General features: G+C 70.9%; 14 protein-coding genes and 1 other RNA gene. 2 read left to right on the top strand and 13 right to left on the bottom strand.

All coding sequences use genetic code 11. The features are described 5' to 3' along the window. Window positions 1–85: 85 nt before the first annotated feature. The 5 genes from AB6L24_RS39775 to AB6L24_RS39795 form a co-directional block, all read right to left on the bottom strand. Entirely contained in the window at window positions 86–1,135 is a 1,050-nt protein-coding gene (locus AB6L24_RS39775; protein ID WP_405664414.1) for a hypothetical protein, read from the bottom strand. Then, window positions 1,126–1,779, bottom strand: a complete 654-nt coding sequence (locus AB6L24_RS39780; protein ID WP_405664416.1) for a hypothetical protein — start codon at window positions 1,777–1,779, stop codon at window positions 1,126–1,128. The genes AB6L24_RS39775 and AB6L24_RS39780 overlap by 10 nt, the downstream gene beginning before the upstream one ends. 206 nt (window positions 1,780–1,985) lie before the next feature. Next, on the bottom strand, window positions 1,986–4,142 hold the full coding sequence (locus AB6L24_RS39785) for a glycosyltransferase (protein ID WP_405664539.1): 2,157 nt from the start codon (window positions 4,140–4,142) through the stop codon (window positions 1,986–1,988). Between the two features lie 269 nt (window positions 4,143–4,411). Beyond that, window positions 4,412–5,395: a hypothetical protein gene (locus tag AB6L24_RS39790; RefSeq protein WP_405664417.1), complete on the bottom strand. Its 984-nt coding sequence runs from the start codon at window positions 5,393–5,395 to the stop codon at window positions 4,412–4,414. A gap of 159 nt (window positions 5,396–5,554) precedes the next feature. Beyond that, window positions 5,555–6,610: a LysR family transcriptional regulator gene (locus tag AB6L24_RS39795; RefSeq protein ID WP_405664419.1), complete on the bottom strand. Its 1,056-nt coding sequence runs from the start codon at window positions 6,608–6,610 to the stop codon at window positions 5,555–5,557. 83 nt (window positions 6,611–6,693) lie between these two features. Between AB6L24_RS39795 and AB6L24_RS39800 the strand changes: the two genes are divergently transcribed. Beyond that, window positions 6,694–8,043: an MFS transporter gene (locus AB6L24_RS39800; protein WP_405664421.1), complete on the top strand. Its 1,350-nt coding sequence runs from the start codon at window positions 6,694–6,696 to the stop codon at window positions 8,041–8,043. Here AB6L24_RS39800 and dacB read toward each other — a convergent pair. From dacB to ftsE, 6 genes are all read right to left on the bottom strand, one after another. After that, window positions 7,967–9,568: a D-alanyl-D-alanine carboxypeptidase/D-alanyl-D-alanine-endopeptidase gene (dacB, locus tag AB6L24_RS39805; protein ID WP_405664423.1), complete on the bottom strand. Its 1,602-nt coding sequence runs from the start codon at window positions 9,566–9,568 to the stop codon at window positions 7,967–7,969. The two genes, AB6L24_RS39800 and dacB, sit on opposite strands and share 77 nt — an antisense overlap. A gap of 190 nt (window positions 9,569–9,758) precedes the next feature. Then, window positions 9,759–10,128, bottom strand: a transfer-messenger RNA (tmRNA) gene (gene ssrA, locus AB6L24_RS39810). A 120-nt stretch (window positions 10,129–10,248) separates the two neighbouring features. Continuing rightward, window positions 10,249–10,770, bottom strand: coding sequence for an SsrA-binding protein SmpB (smpB, locus tag AB6L24_RS39815; protein ID WP_051810593.1), 522 nt, complete (start codon window positions 10,768–10,770; stop codon window positions 10,249–10,251). 18 nt (window positions 10,771–10,788) lie between these two features. Next, window positions 10,789–11,988: a S41 family peptidase gene (locus AB6L24_RS39820; RefSeq protein WP_405664425.1), complete on the bottom strand. Its 1,200-nt coding sequence runs from the start codon at window positions 11,986–11,988 to the stop codon at window positions 10,789–10,791. Between the two features lie 100 nt (window positions 11,989–12,088). After that, window positions 12,089–13,006 carry a permease-like cell division protein FtsX gene (ftsX, locus tag AB6L24_RS39825; RefSeq protein WP_030358417.1) on the bottom strand — a complete coding sequence of 306 codons (918 nt, stop codon included), beginning with the start codon at window positions 13,004–13,006 and terminating at the stop codon, window positions 12,089–12,091. Between the two features lie 104 nt (window positions 13,007–13,110). Next, entirely contained in the window at window positions 13,111–13,800 is a 690-nt protein-coding gene (gene ftsE / locus AB6L24_RS39830; RefSeq protein WP_016644946.1) for a cell division ATP-binding protein FtsE, read from the bottom strand. Between the two features lie 286 nt (window positions 13,801–14,086). Between ftsE and AB6L24_RS39835 the strand changes: the two genes are divergently transcribed. Beyond that, window positions 14,087–14,278, top strand: a complete 192-nt coding sequence (locus AB6L24_RS39835) for a hypothetical protein (RefSeq protein WP_030358418.1) — start codon at window positions 14,087–14,089, stop codon at window positions 14,276–14,278. A gap of 253 nt (window positions 14,279–14,531) precedes the next feature. Here AB6L24_RS39835 and AB6L24_RS39840 read toward each other — a convergent pair whose 3' ends face one another. Both AB6L24_RS39840 and prfB read right to left on the bottom strand, forming a co-directional pair. Further along, window positions 14,532–15,209: a hypothetical protein gene (locus AB6L24_RS39840; protein ID WP_405664428.1), complete on the bottom strand. Its 678-nt coding sequence runs from the start codon at window positions 15,207–15,209 to the stop codon at window positions 14,532–14,534. A gap of 326 nt (window positions 15,210–15,535) precedes the next feature. Beyond that, complete coding sequence (gene prfB, locus AB6L24_RS39845; protein ID WP_405664430.1) at window positions 15,536–16,642, bottom strand: peptide chain release factor 2; 1,107 nt, start codon at window positions 16,640–16,642, stop codon at window positions 15,536–15,538. Window positions 16,643–16,674 lie beyond the last annotated feature (32 nt).

Raw genomic sequence — 16,674 nt, forward strand, 5'->3', positions numbered from 1 at the left:
ATCGTGGACTCGCCCACTCGACACACAACGGCCGCCCCGGCACATACGCAGCCGGGGCGGCCTCATCAACTCACTCAAGCCCTGATCAACGGTTGATGGACTGGATCTCCTTGACCACGACGTTCTGGTCGCCGCCGAACTCGCCGTCGGGCATCGGGTGCTGGCCCGGGTCAGTCGTGCTCGTCCAGCTGACCTTCCAGGTGATGGTGGCCTTCAGGTCGTACGAGCCGTCGCCGGAGGAGCGCAGGTACTTCACGCCGCACGGGGGCGTCTTCTTCGCGTTGCCCTTGGCGTAGGGCTCGCCGATGCGTCCGTCCTTGCCGATCTTGCACACGCCACCGGCCGGGTACGTCTCGGCGTCCTTCGTTCCGGGCTCGATGCGCAGCGACTCGGGGGTGGCGGTCGTCGTGGCCGACAGGTTCGTGTTGGGGAGGGTCGCCGTCACCGAGAGCTTCTTGAACCTGGCCTTGTCGAGCCACGCCCACGTCGGGAGGTTGACCTTGGTCTCGCCCTCGGGCGCGAGGGTGACCTTGGTGCTGGGGATCTCGATCTCGTCGTAGGCGTACTCCGCGAGGACCTGGGGGCTGACGGCGAGCGGCTCGCCGGAGTCATCGCCCTCGTCGACCCAGAACGGCTGCTTGTTGCAGGCGTTGGCCGCGGGGTCGTCCTTGCGGTTGGGATTCTTCACCGCCGCCCAGAACATCCCCTTGCCCTGCTTGTCGAGGTTGTAGTCCTTGTACGGCTTGCCGTCCTTGTAGCGACTGTCCAGTACGTCGCCCACGAAGTCGCCGATCCCGCCGAGGAACGGCAGGTCGAGCCCGCGCCACGCCTTGACCTGCGCCTCGATCTCCTTCGGCGAGAAGGCGGGCTCGTACCAGCAGGCCGGAGGCGTCCAGTTGTGGTCGCCCGCGGTGAGGGTGCCGGTCCTGCCCTTGCCCTTGGTCCCGTTGCCCGAGGTCCTGATCTTGGTCTCGGCGTAGATGACACCGCCCTTCATGTCCCCCTTGCCGCTGCCCTCGACGGGCTTGCCGCCGCCCTTGCCACCGCTCGCCTGCGCGACGCCTGGCACGGCCACCAGGGACAAACCGGCGACAGGAGCCACCACGTACCGTACGAACCGCTGTGTCACCTGCACTGCTTCGCCGCCTCGATGGATGTGACCGATGTCGTCTGCCAAACGCCCTTGGCGTTCTTCACCAGCCTCGTGTTGAAGAACGTGTAGTCCTTGTCCGAGGCCGGAATCGACCGGTCGACCTTCTTGGTCTTCCGGTTCATGGGATAGGTCTTGCTCGAGTCCATGCAGTAGGTCACCGCGGCGGCTCCCTTCTTCAGGATCGTCACGTTGCGGTTGTAGTAGCGCGACGTCCCGACGAACGACCTGTTCTCGTCGTAGAAGCTCTTGATGTACGTCGCCGCCGAAATCAGCGCCTCGCCCGACGAGTAGAACTTCAGCGCCGGGTGCTCCTTCGCGTCGACGGTGACCGCCTCGTCGAGCGAGTTGATGCGGCGCTCGCTGTCCGCGAGGACGGCGTCCTTCTTCGGCTCCCCGGTCTCCCCGCCCTCGAAGACGTTCTTCACGCCCTTGGGCAGCTTGATCTCCGGCCGCTCGATCGCGTCCTCGGAAGCCTTCGGTGAAGGCGACTTCGTCTCGCTGTTCCCGGCACCCTCGATCTTGTCGTCGCTCTTGGAGTCGCCGTCTCCGCCGCCGCAGGCGGAGAGCGACAGAGCCGCGGCAGTCGTCAGCGCGGCCACCGCGAGCAAGGCAGGTCGGCGGTTCACAGTCAGCTCCCGATGGGACGTGGGTTCAGTGGGTTCACTCGAGTGAACCCACGCTATCCACGGGCACTGCGCGAAGCGAGAGTGAGGTTTACCCAGCACGGGGACAGATGGGGGCATACCGAAGCTCTGTGCGGGTCGTTGTTGCCTAACAGTCGCACAACGCCGAGCGATGATTACCGGCCTGTGTCGGTTCGGGGCCTTGCCATTCAGGCCCAGTGGGCCCTGGGCGGCGCGCCCACCGCCCCGGTGCGGCGCAGTTTCTGCCAGCGCAGGCGACCGCCGGTGAGGGCGGTGATCCAGGACTGGAGGAGGACGACGTACATGAGCTGGCGGTAGAGGAGTTGCTGGAGGGGGAGCGATATGAGGTGGGTCAGGGGTTCGCGGTCGAGACGGAAGGCGTAGGCCGCGCAGACCGCCTGGAGGGTGAGGACGCCGAGCCAGGCGAGGGCGGTCTGGAGGGTGGGGCCGAAGACCAGGCCGTAGAGGAGGAAGACGTCGATCAGCGGCGCGAGCAGCGGCGCGATGATCATGAAGAGGGAGACCAGGGGCAGGCCGACGCGGCCGAAGCGGCCGGACGGGCCGGAATCGACGAGCGCGCGCCGGTGCTTCCAGATCGCCTGCATCGTGCCGTACGACCAGCGGTAGCGCTGGGACCACAGCTGCCGCACGGTCTCCGGCGCCTCGGTCCACGCGCGCGCCCGCTCCGCGTACACGACCCGCCAGCCGTCGCGGTGCAAGGCCATCGTGACGTCGGTGTCCTCGGCGAGCGTGTCGTCGCTCATGCCGCCGACGCGCTCCAGGGCGGTGCGCCGGAAGGCGCCCACCGCGCCGGGGATGGTCGGCATGCAGCGCAGTACGTCGTACATGCGGCGGTCGAGGTTGAATCCCATCACGTACTCGATGTGCTGCCAGGCCCCGATGAGGGAGTTCCTGTTGCCCACCTTGGCGTTGCCCGCGACGGCGCCCACGCGCGGGTCGGCGAACGGCTGGACCAGTTCGCGCACGGTGGCCGCCTCGAAGACCGTGTCGCCGTCCATCATCACGATCAGGTCGTGCCGGGCGTTGGCCAGACCCCGGTTGAGGGCGGCGGGCTTGCCCGCGTTGTGCTGTCGTACGACGCGTACGTTCGGCAGGCCGAGGCCCTCGACCGTCCGGGCCGTGCCGTCCGTGGAGCCGTCGTCGATGACGACGACCTCGATGGGGTGGTCGCTCGTCATGAGGGAACGGACGGTGTTCTCTATGCACTTCGCCTCGTTGTAGGCGGGCACCAGGACCGACACCGGCTCCGTCACCGCCGCCCCGCCCGTGCCGGAGTCGCCCCGACGGGAGCCACCCCCGCGGGAGTCGCCCCCGCGAGAGCCGCCCCAGCTGAAGTCCCGTCCGCGGACCCGCCGGGCGTGCGCCGCGGAGAGCAACAGCATCAGGCCGAACCGGGCGATGACCAGCACGCCGACCACGGCCAGGCCGATCACCAGGGCGTCCGTCGTGTGTTCCGCGGCGCCGACCAGGAGCACCCACGCCTTGCCGCGCCACAGCTCCAGGCCCTCCACGCGCGCGTGCGCACCGGTCGTGCCCGCGCCCAGGGCCTCGGTGAGGTTGGTGAACTCGTAGCCCTGCCCCGCGAGTCGGGGGATGAGGCGGTCGAGCGCGGCGACGGTCTGGGAGCGGTCGCCGCCCGAGTCGTGCATCAGGACGACCGCGCCCTTGCCGTCGGCGGGCGTGGCGCGGCGGGCGATCTCGTCGGCGCCGGGGCGCTTCCAGTCCTCGCTGTCGGTGTCGGTGACCACCGTGAGGTAGCCGCGGCTGCCGATGTGCCGGGCGACCGGCCAGGACTTGTTGTCCAGGGCGTCGGCGAACGACGAGTACGGCGGCCGGAACAGGGACGTACGGATGCCCGCCGCGCCCGCGAGCGCCAGCTGGCTCTGGGACAGCTCCCGGTCGACGCGGTCCTTCGACTGGTAGGACAGGTCCGGGTGGTTGAAGGTGTGCAGGCCCACCTCGTGGCCCTCGTCGACCATGCGGCGCACCAGGCCGGGGTGGCGCGAGGCCATCGTGCCGGTGACGAAGAAGACGGCGTGCGCGTCGTGTTCGGCGAGCACGTCGAGGACCTTGGGGGTCCACTTCGGGTCGGGGCCGTCGTCGAAGGTCAGCACCAGGCGGTGGTCGGGGACGCTCAGGGACCGCGTCCGGCCGTCGCGCGTATCGATCACCGGGCCGCCCTGGAGGATCTTCTTCGGCACCTGGTCCGTGGCCGCGGGCGGCCGCACACGGTGGTCGGCCTGGATCTCGCTGTGTACGTAGCCGCGCAGCATCAGCATGGCGATCAGGGCCACGAGGAGGAGTGCGGGCAGGAGGTAGCGCATCGGGAGGCGGGGGCGGAGACGGAGGCTCACACGGGAGCGGGAGCGGGAGCGGGGACGGGGGCGCGTGGTCTTGTGTCCGCGCCTGCGGTGGGGGCGCGTTGGGCTTCGGCCTTCGCCGGGAGCGGGGGCCGGGGCAGGACCAGGTGCAGGAGCTGGCGCAGGACCAGGTGCAGCACCAGGCGCTGGCGCAGGACCAGACGCTGGCGGCGCGAAAACGGAAGCCGAAGCGGACGCCCCCTCGACCGTCCCACGCCCACCGGAACGGAAGTTCATGCGCGTACGCCCCCCACAGTCCCGTCCCCCCGGACCCGCCCGTCGGCCACGGCCCGCACCCCGGCCCCCGCCTCGCCACCCACATCCGCCCCGGCACCACCGCCGCCCTCGGCACCTCCACCACCCTCAGCACCGCCGCTGCCGCCGCCACCGTCCGACGTCCCCGTGGACGGAGCCACAGGCGGACCGCTCTCCCCCGTGGGCGCGGGGCCCGGGCCGTCCGGATCCGCCCCGGGAGCCGTGGCGTCACCGCCGGGCGCCGGCGCCTCCGTGGCGCTGCCGCCCCCACCCGGACGCGAGCCGGACTTACCGCCGGACCCACCGCCTTCACGCGCGGGACGCGACCCCGAGGAGCCCCCGGACCCGCCCGCCGCGTCACCGCCCCGCGCCGACGGTATGGAGCGCCCGGGCTCACCGCCCGCCCCCGGCGCCCCGCCCTCGCCGGACCGCGCGTCCGTGGACGTCGACGGAGGCGTGGAAGCAGAAGCGGAAGGCGACTTGGGCGTGGCGCCGCCGGTGGCGGGTGCCGTCGGCCCGGTCGGCTCGGCCGGCAGCTCAGGCGTGTCGACCTGGCTCGCGGGCTGCTCGTCCTTGGGGTCGGGCACCGGCAGCCAGGGTGCGCTGGAGTTGCCCGAGACGAGCGTGGCGGCCATGACGACGGCGTATCCCGCGCAGAGAAGGCCCACGGCCGCGCCGATCCGGCGATACCGTCTGCTCCTGCGGCCGGTCTCGTCGACGAACACCGGTGTATCAGCCACGCTCAGGGTGTCCGAAAACCCCCGCATGACGCGGGTGCCGCCGACCGCCGAGCCGCCGGACTCCCCCGCCAGGCACCGGCCGACGCCGTCGATCTGGACGGTGACCTCGTTCGGGTCGTGCGTCGGCGCGGGCAGTCCGCCCGACCACTCCGGCCGGTCGCCGTCAGGCCCGAAATGACCTTCTGTGGGCCTCGATGACCCGTTTTCTCGTCGGCTCGCCATGCGTACGCACACCCCCCACGGGTTTCGTGATGCGGGCGCGTACGACCTACCGGGCACTCGTCGTCCGGATCGGGCCCCCACCCGATCCAGGCGCCCCCTCTATCACACCGAACCCGGAAGCCGAATGTAGCGCACGCCGGTGACAACCGTGGTTTTACGTCAGTCTTGAATCATCATGATGAGTGCATCGGTGGCCGGAATCCATCCGTCCGCCGGTCGGTTCAGCCAGTCTTCCTCCGCCGCGAGTTCGGCCGCGGCGCGGCGCAGCGCGTCGAGGCCGGGGTGCCGCAGACCGCGGCGCCACACGAGCGACACCGGCGACAGCGGTACGGGGTCGACGAGCGGCCGCCGCACACAGCCGGGCAGTTCGGGGAAGCCGACGACGGCGAGCACGGGATTGCGGTGCTTCGCCATGATCCGCGCGAACTCCTCGGGGCCGACGGCGAGCGGCTCGGGCGGCGCGACCTCGATGCCGCGGCCGTCGAAGAGGCGGCGGGCCAGGTCGGTCCACTCCAGGGTGCGTTCGTTGCCCGCGCCCGCGTAGACACGCTCGCCCGCGAGCCGGTCGAGCGGCACCGCGTCGAGCCCCGCGAGCGGGTGGTCGACGGGGAGCAGCACCGCCATCGGCTCGTACCGCACGGGCTGGTGGGCGAGTCCCGCGCGTACGGTCTCGGGCAGTCCCGCGAAGCGGCCGAACGACGCGTCGAGGCGCCCCGCCGCGATCTCGGCGGCGGCGCCGGTCAGACCGCTCTCGAAACGGGCCATCAGCTCGCACTGCGGCGCCAGCTCCCGGGCCCGGTCCAGGATCCGGCCGAAGAACAGGCCGGGGCTGTTGAGGTCGACGAGCAGCGGCCGGAGCGCCGCGGCCGCGCCGCCGCGCGCGAAGGCGGCCGAAAGGTCGTCGTGCGCCGCGAGGACCCGCCGCGCGTACGGCAGCAGCCGCTCGCCGTCGGCGGTCAGCGTCACCTGCCGCGTCGACCGCGCGAACAGGTCCACCGCGAGGTCCCGTTCGAGCCGTCGTACGTCCCGGCTCAGGGCCTGCTGGGCCACGTACAGGCGGGCGGCGGCCCGGGTGAAGTGCAGCTCCTCGGCCACGGCGAGGAAGGCGCGCAGGAGGCGGGGGTCCACGTCACGGGGGACGGCGGACGGCGCGGCGGAGGCGGACGTGGGCCTGGTCGCGGGCACGGGCGGCTCCCCGGGCGGCGGTTCTGTCATCCCGTGAATTTACAACCCAGGCGCGTGAATCGGCCTCCAGAAGGTGTTGGACCCCGCCCGCGCGCGGCGGCGAACCTGAAGCCATGCCCGAGGCCCCCACCGACTCCCGCACCGCACCCACCGCGTCCGCCGCAACCCCGGAGCCCCCCTCGCCCACCACAGCGCCCACCACCGCACCGGACCGAGCCCCCCGCCCCCGCAACCCCTACGCCCGCCTCTTCGCGATACCCGGCGCCACCGCCTTCACCGTCGGCAACCTCATCGCCCGGCTGCCCATGGGCATGTTCAGCGTGAGCGCCGTGATCATGATCGCGGGGGCCCGTGACTCCTACGCTCTCGCGGGCGCCGTCACCGCCACCGGGCTCGCCGCGACCGCCCTCGTGGGGCCCTGGACGGCCCGCATGGTCGACCGCCACGGGCAGGCGCGGGTCGCCGTGCCCGCCACGGTCCTCGCCGTGCTCGGCTCGCTGTCGCTGCTGCTGTGCGTGCGCTTCGGGGCGCCGGACTGGACGCTGTTCGTCTCGTACGCGGCGACGGCCACGACCCCGAACACCGGGGGCATGTCGCGGGCGCGCTGGTCGCATCTGCTGAAGGGCGAGCCGGACGCGCTGCACACCGCCAACTCCTTCGAGCAGGCGGCGGACGAGCTGTGCTTCATGCTCGGCCCGGTGCTCGCGGCGTTCCTGTGCGGGGCGCTCTTCCCGCAGGCGGGCACCCTCGTGGGCGCCGTCCTGCTCCTCACCGGCGTGCTGCTCTTCGCCGCGCAGCGCACCACGGAGCCCCCGGTCCGGGAGCGTACGGACGGGACGCCGAGGCCGAAGTCGCCGCTGCGCACCCGCGGGATGCCCGCTCTGCTCGTGGTGTTCCTCGCGACCGGGGCCGTCTTCGGCGCCATGGAGGTCGCGACCATCGCGTACGCGGACGAGCGGGGCCACAAGGCGGCCGCGGGCGTCGTCCTCGCCCTGCAGGCCGCGGGCTCGTGCGGGGCGGGGCTCGTCTACGGAGCGCTGCGGCCGAGCGGTTCCCCGGACCGGCGGCACGTCCTGTGCGGCCTCGCGATGGCGGCCCTGATGACGCTGCCGCTCCTCGCCGTGGCGACGACCGGCTCGCTCGTCGTGCTCGCCGGGGCGCTCCTGGTGGCGGGGATGGCGACCGCCCCGACGATGGTGACGGGCATGACGCTGGTGCAGCGGTACGCCCCCGAGGGGCAGTTGAACGAGGCCATGACCCTCGCCGTGACCGGGCTCCTCGGGGGCATCGCGTGCGGCGCGGCGGGCGGCGGCTGGACGGCGGAGCATGTGAGCCCCGCCGCCGCCTACGCCGTTCCGGTCGCCGCCGCGCTGTGCGCGCTGCTGCTCAGCAGCGTGCGGGCTTGCGCCACGAGCACTCGACGTCGCCGCTCTGCCCGGACCCGCGCTCCGTCCGAGGCCTGACCAGGACGGCCCTGTCCTCGTCGGACTTGGCGAGGGTGACGACGATGGCGTCCTCAAGGGCCTTCACCGAGGAGGGCAGGTAGTTGTTGAGGACGATGCTGAAGACCAGTTCACGGCCGCCCGCGTCGGTCACGTACCCGGAGAGGGCGGAGGCGCCGGTCAGCGATCCGGTCTTCGCGTGCACGTTGAGCGCCGCCGGCGTCCCGCACATGCGTGTGCGCAACGTGCCGCCGTCGAACTTGTCCGGGTCGCACGCCACCGGCAGCGACCGGTACCAGTCGGCGAACCACGGCTCGCCCTTGGCCGAGCGGAGCAGCTTGATGAACTGGTCGGCGGCGATGTTGTTCTTGCGGGAGAGCCCGGAGCCGTCGACCTGACGCAGCTTGCCCGGGTCGACCCCGGCGGTCTTCAGATAGCCGCTGATGGCCGCGATGCCGTCACTCCAGTTGCCGGGCCGCCCGGTCGCCTTGTGCCCCATGGCCTTCGTCAGGGACTCGGCGTGCATGTTGTTGGACAGCTTCATGAACGGGATCAGCAGGTCCCTGAGTTCCATGGAGTCGTGCGCGGCCAGCTCGCGCGCCCCCTTGGGGGTCGCGATCCCGGCCCGGGTCGGCCCGCTGACCTTCACGCCGTGGGCGGCGAGCGCGTCCCGGAAGATCGCGGCGGCGTACCGGGTCGGCTCCCAGACGGTGATCCACTCCTTGGTGGCGGAGCCGCCGACGGGCACGTTGCCGGTGACGGTGATCGTGTTCTTGCCGTGCTGCCGCTCGACGGCGATGGTGTCGCCGCCGCCCGCGGCGACCGTCTCGGCGCGCAGATCGATGTCTACGTAGTCGGTCTTCGGGGTCACGGTGACGCGCGGCTTGTCCCCGGCGGCGGCTCCCGGCGCCACCTCGACGACGACCGTGCCCGTGTCGTAGTCGGTGTCGGGGGCGACGCTCAGCGCGGAGATCTGCGCGGCGTAGTACGCGGACTCGTCGTCGGCGCCCCAGGTGTCGCCCTGGCGGCGGTCGTCGAAGCGGGTGTCGTCGGCGACGAGCCGCCCCGAGACGCGCTTGATGCCCTTGGCGGCGATGTCGGCGGCCAGCTTGTCGTAGTCCTTGGCGAGCGTCGTCGGGTCGCCGGTGCCGCGCAGGTACAGGTCGCCCTTGAGGACGGGCCCGTGCCGGTCGCCGGCGGCGAGCACGTCGGTGCGGAAGCGGTGGTCGGGGCCGAGCAGTTCCAGGGCGGCGGCGGAGGTCAGCATCTTGGTGTTGGACGCGGGCATCAGGCGCCCGCTGGACAGATGCTGGTAGAGGGTCCTGCCGGTCTCGGCGTCGGCGACCACGACACTGGCCGCGCCGCCCTCCATACGGGGGTCCCCGAGGATGGTGTCGATGGCTTCGGGCAGCCCGCTCCGGTCGGAGTCCGCCCCGGCCGGGGCGGTGAGGGAGCCGAAAGAGAGGGTGGCCACGGCGATGCCGAGCACGCCGGGCCAGATCCAGTGGCGCATGCGGTGGTTGACGCGTCTCACGGGTCTACTCATGACCCTGGAGCATCCCCGAAGCCACCGCGCGGCGACAGACCCCACACCGGTCACGTATGCCGCGTGGCCCAGCCGCACCCACGTCGGGGGGTGCGGGTGGCGGAGCCCCCGCAACGCGCGGCGCAGCCGCGCAGAAACGACGAAGGCGACGCGGCCCGCGCTGTTCGCGGGCACACGTCGCCTGTCGACTTCGTGGAGATGGCGGGAATCGAACCCGCGTCCAACGGTGCAGAATCAGGGCTTCTCCGTGTGCAGTCCACTGCGATTTTCTCAGCCCCGGAGATCTCGTGGACAAGTCTCCGACGGGCTCAGTCACTGTTTGATTTCCTCCCAGACCCCGTGACCGGGTCTAGAAGTTTAGTTCCCTAGCTGATGCCAGGATCCGGGTCGGGAACAGCCCCGGGCTGACACTTCGCAAGTCGCTACTTAGGCAGCGAGGGCGAAGGAATCGCGCTTGGTGTTGGCGATTATTGGTTGCGACATATGGTTAACGAGATCATTGCCGCTTCCTCGACACGCTTCCCCTGCTTCGACATCCGCTGTCGAAACCGATCATCCCCATGTTGATTTTTCAAACCCTCCGAGGAGGGGGCGCCCCGTCACCTGCGGGGCATGAACCATCGTACGTGACCAACGCACGACGGTGCCAGCGAATTCCCGGCGGCCCGCCGAACCGGCGGCTAGCCGATGCCCTGCCGGCGCCGGGCCGCCGAGATCGCCCGGTTCGTCTCGCGGGTGTCCTGCTTCTCGCGCAGCGTCTGCCGCTTGTCGTACTCCTTCTTGCCCTTGGCGAGCGCGATCTCGACCTTGACGCGGCTGTCCTTGAAGTACAGGGCGAGGGGCACGATCGTGTGACCCGTCTCCTGGGACTTCGACTCCAGCTTGTCGATCTCGGCCCGGTGCAGCAGCAGCTTGCGCTTGCGCGTGGCGGAGTGGTTGGTCCAGGTGCCCTGGACGTACTCGGGGACGTGGATGTTGTGCAGCCACGCCTCGCCGTGGTCGATGTGCACGAAGCCGTCCACCAGGGACGCCCGGCCCATCCGCAGCGACTTGACCTCGGTGCCCATCAGGACCAGGCCGCACTCGTAGGTGTCCAGGATGTGGTAGTCGTGCCGCGCCTTCTTGTTCTGCGCGACCATCTTCCGGGCGGGTGCCTTCTCGTTGGCCTTGGCGGCCTTGCGCTTTACCTTTTCCTTCGCCATAGTGCGGCCATTTTCGCACTACGAGGGGGGTCCGAGGCCACTCAATACTGTCTCGGCCCGCTCCTGGGCACCGTCCTCGACCTCCAGGTCCGGGGTGATGCCCCGGCCGTCGACCGCCTTCCCCGAAGGGGTGCGGTAGTGCCCGACCGTCAGCTCCGCGACGGAGCCGTCGGGCAGCTTGCTCGGCATCTGCACCGAGCCCTTGCCGAACGTCCTGGAGCCCACGACGACCGCGCGGCCGCGGTCCTGGAGGGCCCCGGTGAGCAGCTCGGCCGCGCTCATCGTGCCGCCGTCGACGAGCGCGACCACGGGTCTCTCGGTGTCGCCGCCCTGCTTGGCGTGCAGCGCGCGCTGCTTTCCCCGGACGTCGTACGTGGCGACGAGGCCGCCGTCGAGGACCGCGGAGGAGGCCGTGGTGGCCTCGGAGACCAGGCCGCCGGAGTTGCCGCGCAGGTCGAGCAGGATCCCGGCGCCCGCGGGGGCCCGGCGCACCGCCCTGCGCACGGCGTCGCCGGAGCCCTTCGTGAACGCCGCGACCTTGATCATCACGGCGCCGCCGCGGAGCCGGGTCACGGTCACGGAGTCCGTCGAGAGGCGGGCGCGGCGCAGGGTCTCGGTCCACACGCGCGCGGCGCGCTTCAGGCCGAGGGTGACCGGGGTGTTCGCGCGGGTGCCGCGCAGCAGGGACACGACGTCGGTGACGGGGCGGCCGGTGACGTCCTTGCCGTCGATGGCGGTGAGCTTGTCGCCCTCGTGGATGCCGGCCCGGTCGGCGGGCCCGCCGCGCTGCACCCGGGACACCTCGATCCTGCCGTCGGCCTCCCGCCGGGCCCACAGGCCGACGCCGGTGTAGGCGCCGTCGAGGGACTGCTCGAACTCGCGGTACTCCCCCTGGGAGTAGACCGACGACCAGCGGTCGCCGCTGCGGCTGACCACGTCCTCGGCGGCCTTCTTGCCCGACTTGCCGTCGGCCATCGCCTCGGCGGCGGCGTCGGCGGCCTCGTCCGCGGGGTCCCGGTCGGCGTCGCGGGGGCCACGCGCGTCGCGGGTGGCGGAGACCGAGCGGGTCGAGGGGGCTGCCTTGTTCCGGCCTTCCTCGGCGTCCTCGGACCAGGATCCGGTGGCCGCGCCGGTGGCGAGGACGCTCGCGAAGACCAACGTCAGGGCCGCCCCGCGGCGGATGCGGCGGGGCTCGGCGTGCCAATCAGGGCCTGACATGTCGGTGAGTCTAGGACAACGAGGGGCGCCGCACGGCAGGTTGACCGCACGGCGCCCGAGGCACTCCTCACACCCGAAGGCGCGGGTGATGCCTGCCGTCTCACACCTTCAGGTACTTGCGCAGGGCGAAGAACGCGGCCAGCGCGGGCATCAGCAGACCGATGGCGAGCACCAGCGGCAGCTTGGCGAGCACCGCGTCCCAGCCGATGAAGTTGATCAGGTTGAGCTTCTCGGACAGCTCCAGGCCGTGGTCGATGATGAAGTACCGGCCGAGGAGCAGGAATCCGCACGCGAGCCCGCCGCCGATCAGGCCCGCGACCGCCGCCTCCAGGATGAACGGCATCTGGATGTAGAAGCTGGACGCGCCGACGAGCCGCATGATCCCGGTTTCACGGCGACGGCTGAACGCCGATACGCGCACCGTGTTGACGATCAGCATCAGCGCGACGACGAGCATCAGCGCCATCACCGCGAGCGCCGCCCAGTTCATGCCGTTGAGCAGCTCGAAGAGGTTGTCGAGCACGCCCTTCTGGTCCTCCACGGACTGCACGCCGTCCCTTCCGGAGAAGGCGGTCGCGACCACCTGGTACTTCTCCGGGTCCTTCAACTTGATGCGGTACGACTCCTGCATCTGGTCCGGCGTCAGCGAGCTGGACAGCGGGGAGTCGCCGAACTGCTCCTTGTAGTGCTTGTACGCCTGGTCCGCCGTCTCGTGCTGGACCGTGTCGACGACCGGCATCTTCTTCAGATCCGTGAGGATCCGGTCCTTCTGCTCGTTCGTGACGGCGCCCTTGGCGCACTTGGGGTCCTGCTCGGCGTCCGCCTTGTTGCACAGGAAGATCGAGACGTTGACCTTGTCGTACCAGTAGCCCTTCATCGTGCTCACCTGGTCGCGCATGAGCAGCGAGCCACCGAAGAGGGCGAGCGAGAGCGCTACGGAGACGACGACCGCGAAGGTCATCGTGAGATTGCGGCGGAGACCGACGCCGATCTCCGACAGGACGAACTGGGCGCGCATGGCGGCCTTTCAATGGATCAGGGGGAGCGGTGCGGCGGGGGCGGGCGCGGCGACCGGCGGCCGGGGGGCGCGCCGACGGCCGTGGGGGCGCGCCGACGGCCGGGTCAGTGCTGGTAGCCGTAGACGCCGCGGGACTGGTCGCGGACCAGGCGGCCCTTCTCCAGCTCGATGACGCGCTTGCGCATCTGGTCCACGATCTGCTGGTCGTGGGTGGCCATCACGACGGTGGTGCCGGTCCGGTTGATGCGGTCCAGGAGCTTCATGATGCCGACCGAGGTCTGCGGGTCGAGGTTGCCCGTGGGCTCGTCGGCGATCAGCAGCTTCGGCCGGTTGACGAAGGCCCGCGCGATGGCCACGCGCTGCTGCTCACCGCCGGACAGCTCGCCGGGCATCCGGTCCTCCTTGCCGCCGAGGCCGACGAGGTCGAGGACCTGGGGCACGGACTTGCGGATCTCGCCGCGCGACTTGCCGATGACCTCCTGGGCGAAGGCCACGTTCTCGGCGACGGTCTTGTTCGGCAGGAGCCGGAAGTCCTGGAAGACGGTGCCCAGCTGGCGGCGCATGTGCGGCACCTTCCAGTTGGAGAGCCGGGCCAGGTCCTTGCCCAGGACGTGCACCTGGCCGTGGCTGGTGCGCTCCTCGCGGAGGATCAGCCGCAGGAAGGTCGACTTTCCGGAGCCGGATGACCCCACCAGGAAGACGAACTCGCCCTTCTCGATCTCCAGCGACACATCGCGGAGGGCCGGGCGGTTCTGCTTCGGATAGGCCTTGGACACATTGTCGAATCGGATCACGGATGCACCACGGGTAGCCGGGGGTAGGTGAGCGTGACCATACGCGAAGCGGAAGGGGCCGCGCAGTCGGCGTCCTGAGTTGCGCGGTTTGTTGCGGATCCGACCCGGAACAAATGGGGCGCCCGGGGGTGCGGTGACGGCCGTCCACGGCCGGGGCGGGGCGGGCGTCAACCGGGGCCGGGCAGCGGGCCGCGCCGAATTCCGCGGAAGCTGGCACAGTGGTAGGGGGAACGGTTGAGGTTCCCCGAGCGTTGGGCAGGCTGAGACTGTGCGGGAGGAGAAGCGCATGACCTATGACAGGTTGGTGTGCGCGAACTGCGCGGCGCCTGTGAGCGAGGGCCGCTGCCCCGTGTGCCGGGCGAACCGGGAGCGGATGCAGCACGAGGGCCCCTTCGGCGGCCTCAGCCCCGCGGCCCTGATAGGGCTGCTCGTGGTGCTGATCACGGCGATGGCCCTGCTGGCGCACCAGACCGCGTAGTCGTTGGGCACTGGTCCTGGGCGGACGTCCGACCCGGGCCGGGATCGCCGGGGACGACCGCACGAAGCGGCACGCGGGCAGTGAGGCCGCACACACCGAACGCGCACGGCGGACGCGCCACGCGGAAGGGCCCGGAGCCGACCTGGCTCCGGGCCCTTCCGCGTGTTCAGCCAACTCCCGAGGGGCGTCTGCTACGGCGCGTACGTCTCCGTACGCGCCGCGTCACGCGCGTCCCTCAAGGCGCCTCGCCGGATCAGGCAGCGGCGCCGCGGTTGCCGGCCAGGCGCGGCAGGAAGCGGAAGCCGACGCCACCGGCGATCATGGTGGCGGCACCGATGATCAGGAAGGTGGTCTCGGTGGCGCCCGTCTCGGCGAGCTCGCCGTCGTTCTTGCCGCTGCCGGTGTCGGAGACCCGCTCGACCGGCTTGGAGCCGGTGTCGGTCAGGCTGTCCTTGCCGCCCTGCTCGGCGGGGTTGGAGCCGCCGCCGTCGGGGTCGGTGTCGTTGCCGCCGTTGCCACCGGTGCCGCCGCCCGTGCCGTTGTTGTCACCCGGGTCGGTGGGCTGGGTGGGCGGGTCCGAGGGCTCGGTGGGCGGGTCCGTGGGCTCCGTGGGCGGGTCCGTCGGCTCGGTCGGCGGGTCCGTGGGCTCCGTGGGCGGGTCCGTCGGCTCGGTCGGCGGGTCCGTCGGCTCGGTCGGCTCGTCGGTCGGCTCCGGCGGGTTGGTGGGCTCGTCCGGGTCCTCGTCGTCGCCCGGCAGGTCGACGTCGACGCCGATGCCGTTCTCGTCGGCGGAGGCGCTGGCACCGGTCCCGCCGAGCTCGACGCCGACGTCCAGGGCCGAGGCGGCGCCGGCGGCGGTCAGCGAGGCGCCCGCGGCGATCACTGCGCCGGCGGCTATCCGCGCGACACGGATCCGCGTCTTCTTCGTCATCTGGCTGCTACCCCCAGTAGCTGAATCGTCAGTGAGGCAGCGTCCCGGATCGCGGTCGCGGGGTGACTCGTCTTCGGCCCCCCGGATCACACGCGCACCGGAGATACGCATGCCGCTCGCTAGCCAATCCAGTTTTCGAAGCACCGTCAAGGTCGTTGCGGGCGCGATGCCCGTTATGGGGACAGTTGACCGGCGTACGGACATGTGACTGTGACGTAAAAGGCGCAAGAAGCCCACAGGAGGCCTGAGAAGCCCCATAAACAAAGGCAACTGCCGCCCTGGGGGCGACAGTTGCCTCACTCAGTTTTGTCGACAAAGCGCCGAAATTACTTCTCCTGCTGCTTGCGCCAGCGAATTCCGGCCTCCAGGAAGCCGTCGATCTCGCCGTTGAACACGGCCTCGGGGTTGCCGACTTCGAACTCCGTGCGCAGGTCCTTCACCATTTGGTACGGGTGCAGGACGTACGAACGCATCTGGTTGCCCCAGGAGTTGCCGCCGTCGCCCTTGAGGGCGTTCATCTTGGCCTGCTCCTCCTGGCGGCGGCGCTCGAGGAGCTTCGCCTGGAGGACGTTCATCGCGGTCGCCTTGTTCTGGATCTGCGAGCGCTCGTTCTGGCAGGAGACGACGATGCCGGTGGGCAGGTGGGTCAGGCGGACCGCGGAGTCGGTCGTGTTGACGCCCTGGCCGCCGGGGCCCGAGGAGCGGTACACGTCGACGCGCAGCTCGCTCTCGTCGATCTCGATGTGGTCCGTCTGCTCGACCACGGGGAGGATCTCGACACCCGCGAAGGACGTCTGGCGACGGCCCTGGTTGTCGAACGGCGAGATGCGCACCAGGCGGTGCGTGCCCTGCTCCACGGAGAGCGTGCCGTAGGCGTACGGAGCCTGCACGGCGAAGGTGGTCGACTTGATGCCGGCCTCTTCCGCGTACGACGTCTCGTACAGCTCGGTCTTGTAGCCGTGGCGCTCCGCCCAGCGCAGGTACATCCGCTGGAGCTTCTCGGCGAAGTCGGAGGCGTCGACGCCGCCGGCCTCCGCGCGGACGGTGACGACCGCCTCACGGGCGTCGTACTCCCCTGACAGGAGGGTGCGGACCTCCATCTCGTCCAGCGCCTTCTTGACCGCCGTGAGCTCCGACTCGGCCTCCGCGCGCGTGTCCGGGTCGTCCTCCTCCTCGGCCATCTCGAAGAGCACGCCCAGATCGTCGATACGCCCGCGCAGCGTCTCGGCCTTCCGCACCTCCGCCTGGAGGTGGCTCAGCTTGCTGGTGATCTTCTGCGCCTCGTCCGGGTCGTCCCAGAGGGACGGCGCGGCCGCCTGCTCCTCGAGCACGGCGATGTCTGCCCTCAGCTTGTCGAGGTCCAGGACGGCCTCGATCGACTCCATGGTCGAGGAGAGGGACTTGAGCTCTTCGGATACGTCGACGACTGCCACCACACCAGCGTAACGGCTACGGCAAGCAGTCT

The organism is Streptomyces sp. RK9, from assembly GCF_045070545.1.
GTDB classification, from domain to species: domain Bacteria; phylum Actinomycetota; class Actinomycetes; order Streptomycetales; family Streptomycetaceae; genus Streptomyces; species Streptomyces alboflavus.

What these genes read in the sequence shown, in the direction of transcription:
- AB6L24_RS39785 (WP_405664539.1), bottom strand. Translation starts at nt 4,142, where the DNA reads ATGCGCTACCTCCTGCCCGCACTCCTCCTCGTGGCCCTGATCGCCATG.
- AB6L24_RS39790 (WP_405664417.1), bottom strand. Translation starts at nt 5,395, where the DNA reads ATGGCGAGCCGACGAGAAAACGGGTCATCGAGGCCCACAGAAGGTCAT.
- AB6L24_RS39795 (WP_405664419.1), bottom strand. Translation starts at nt 6,610, where the DNA reads ATGACAGAACCGCCGCCCGGGGAGCCGCCCGTGCCCGCGACCAGGCCC.
- AB6L24_RS39800 (WP_405664421.1), top strand. Translation starts at nt 6,694, where the DNA reads ATGCCCGAGGCCCCCACCGACTCCCGCACCGCACCCACCGCGTCCGCC.
- dacB (WP_405664423.1), bottom strand. Translation starts at nt 9,568, where the DNA reads ATGAGTAGACCCGTGAGACGCGTCAACCACCGCATGCGCCACTGGATC.
- smpB (WP_051810593.1), bottom strand. Translation starts at nt 10,770, where the DNA reads ATGGCGAAGGAAAAGGTAAAGCGCAAGGCCGCCAAGGCCAACGAGAAG.
- AB6L24_RS39820 (WP_405664425.1), bottom strand. Translation starts at nt 11,988, where the DNA reads ATGTCAGGCCCTGATTGGCACGCCGAGCCCCGCCGCATCCGCCGCGGG.
- ftsX (WP_030358417.1), bottom strand. Translation starts at nt 13,006, where the DNA reads ATGCGCGCCCAGTTCGTCCTGTCGGAGATCGGCGTCGGTCTCCGCCGC.
- AB6L24_RS39835 (WP_030358418.1), top strand. Translation starts at nt 14,087, where the DNA reads ATGACCTATGACAGGTTGGTGTGCGCGAACTGCGCGGCGCCTGTGAGC.
- AB6L24_RS39840 (WP_405664428.1), bottom strand. Translation starts at nt 15,209, where the DNA reads ATGACGAAGAAGACGCGGATCCGTGTCGCGCGGATAGCCGCCGGCGCA.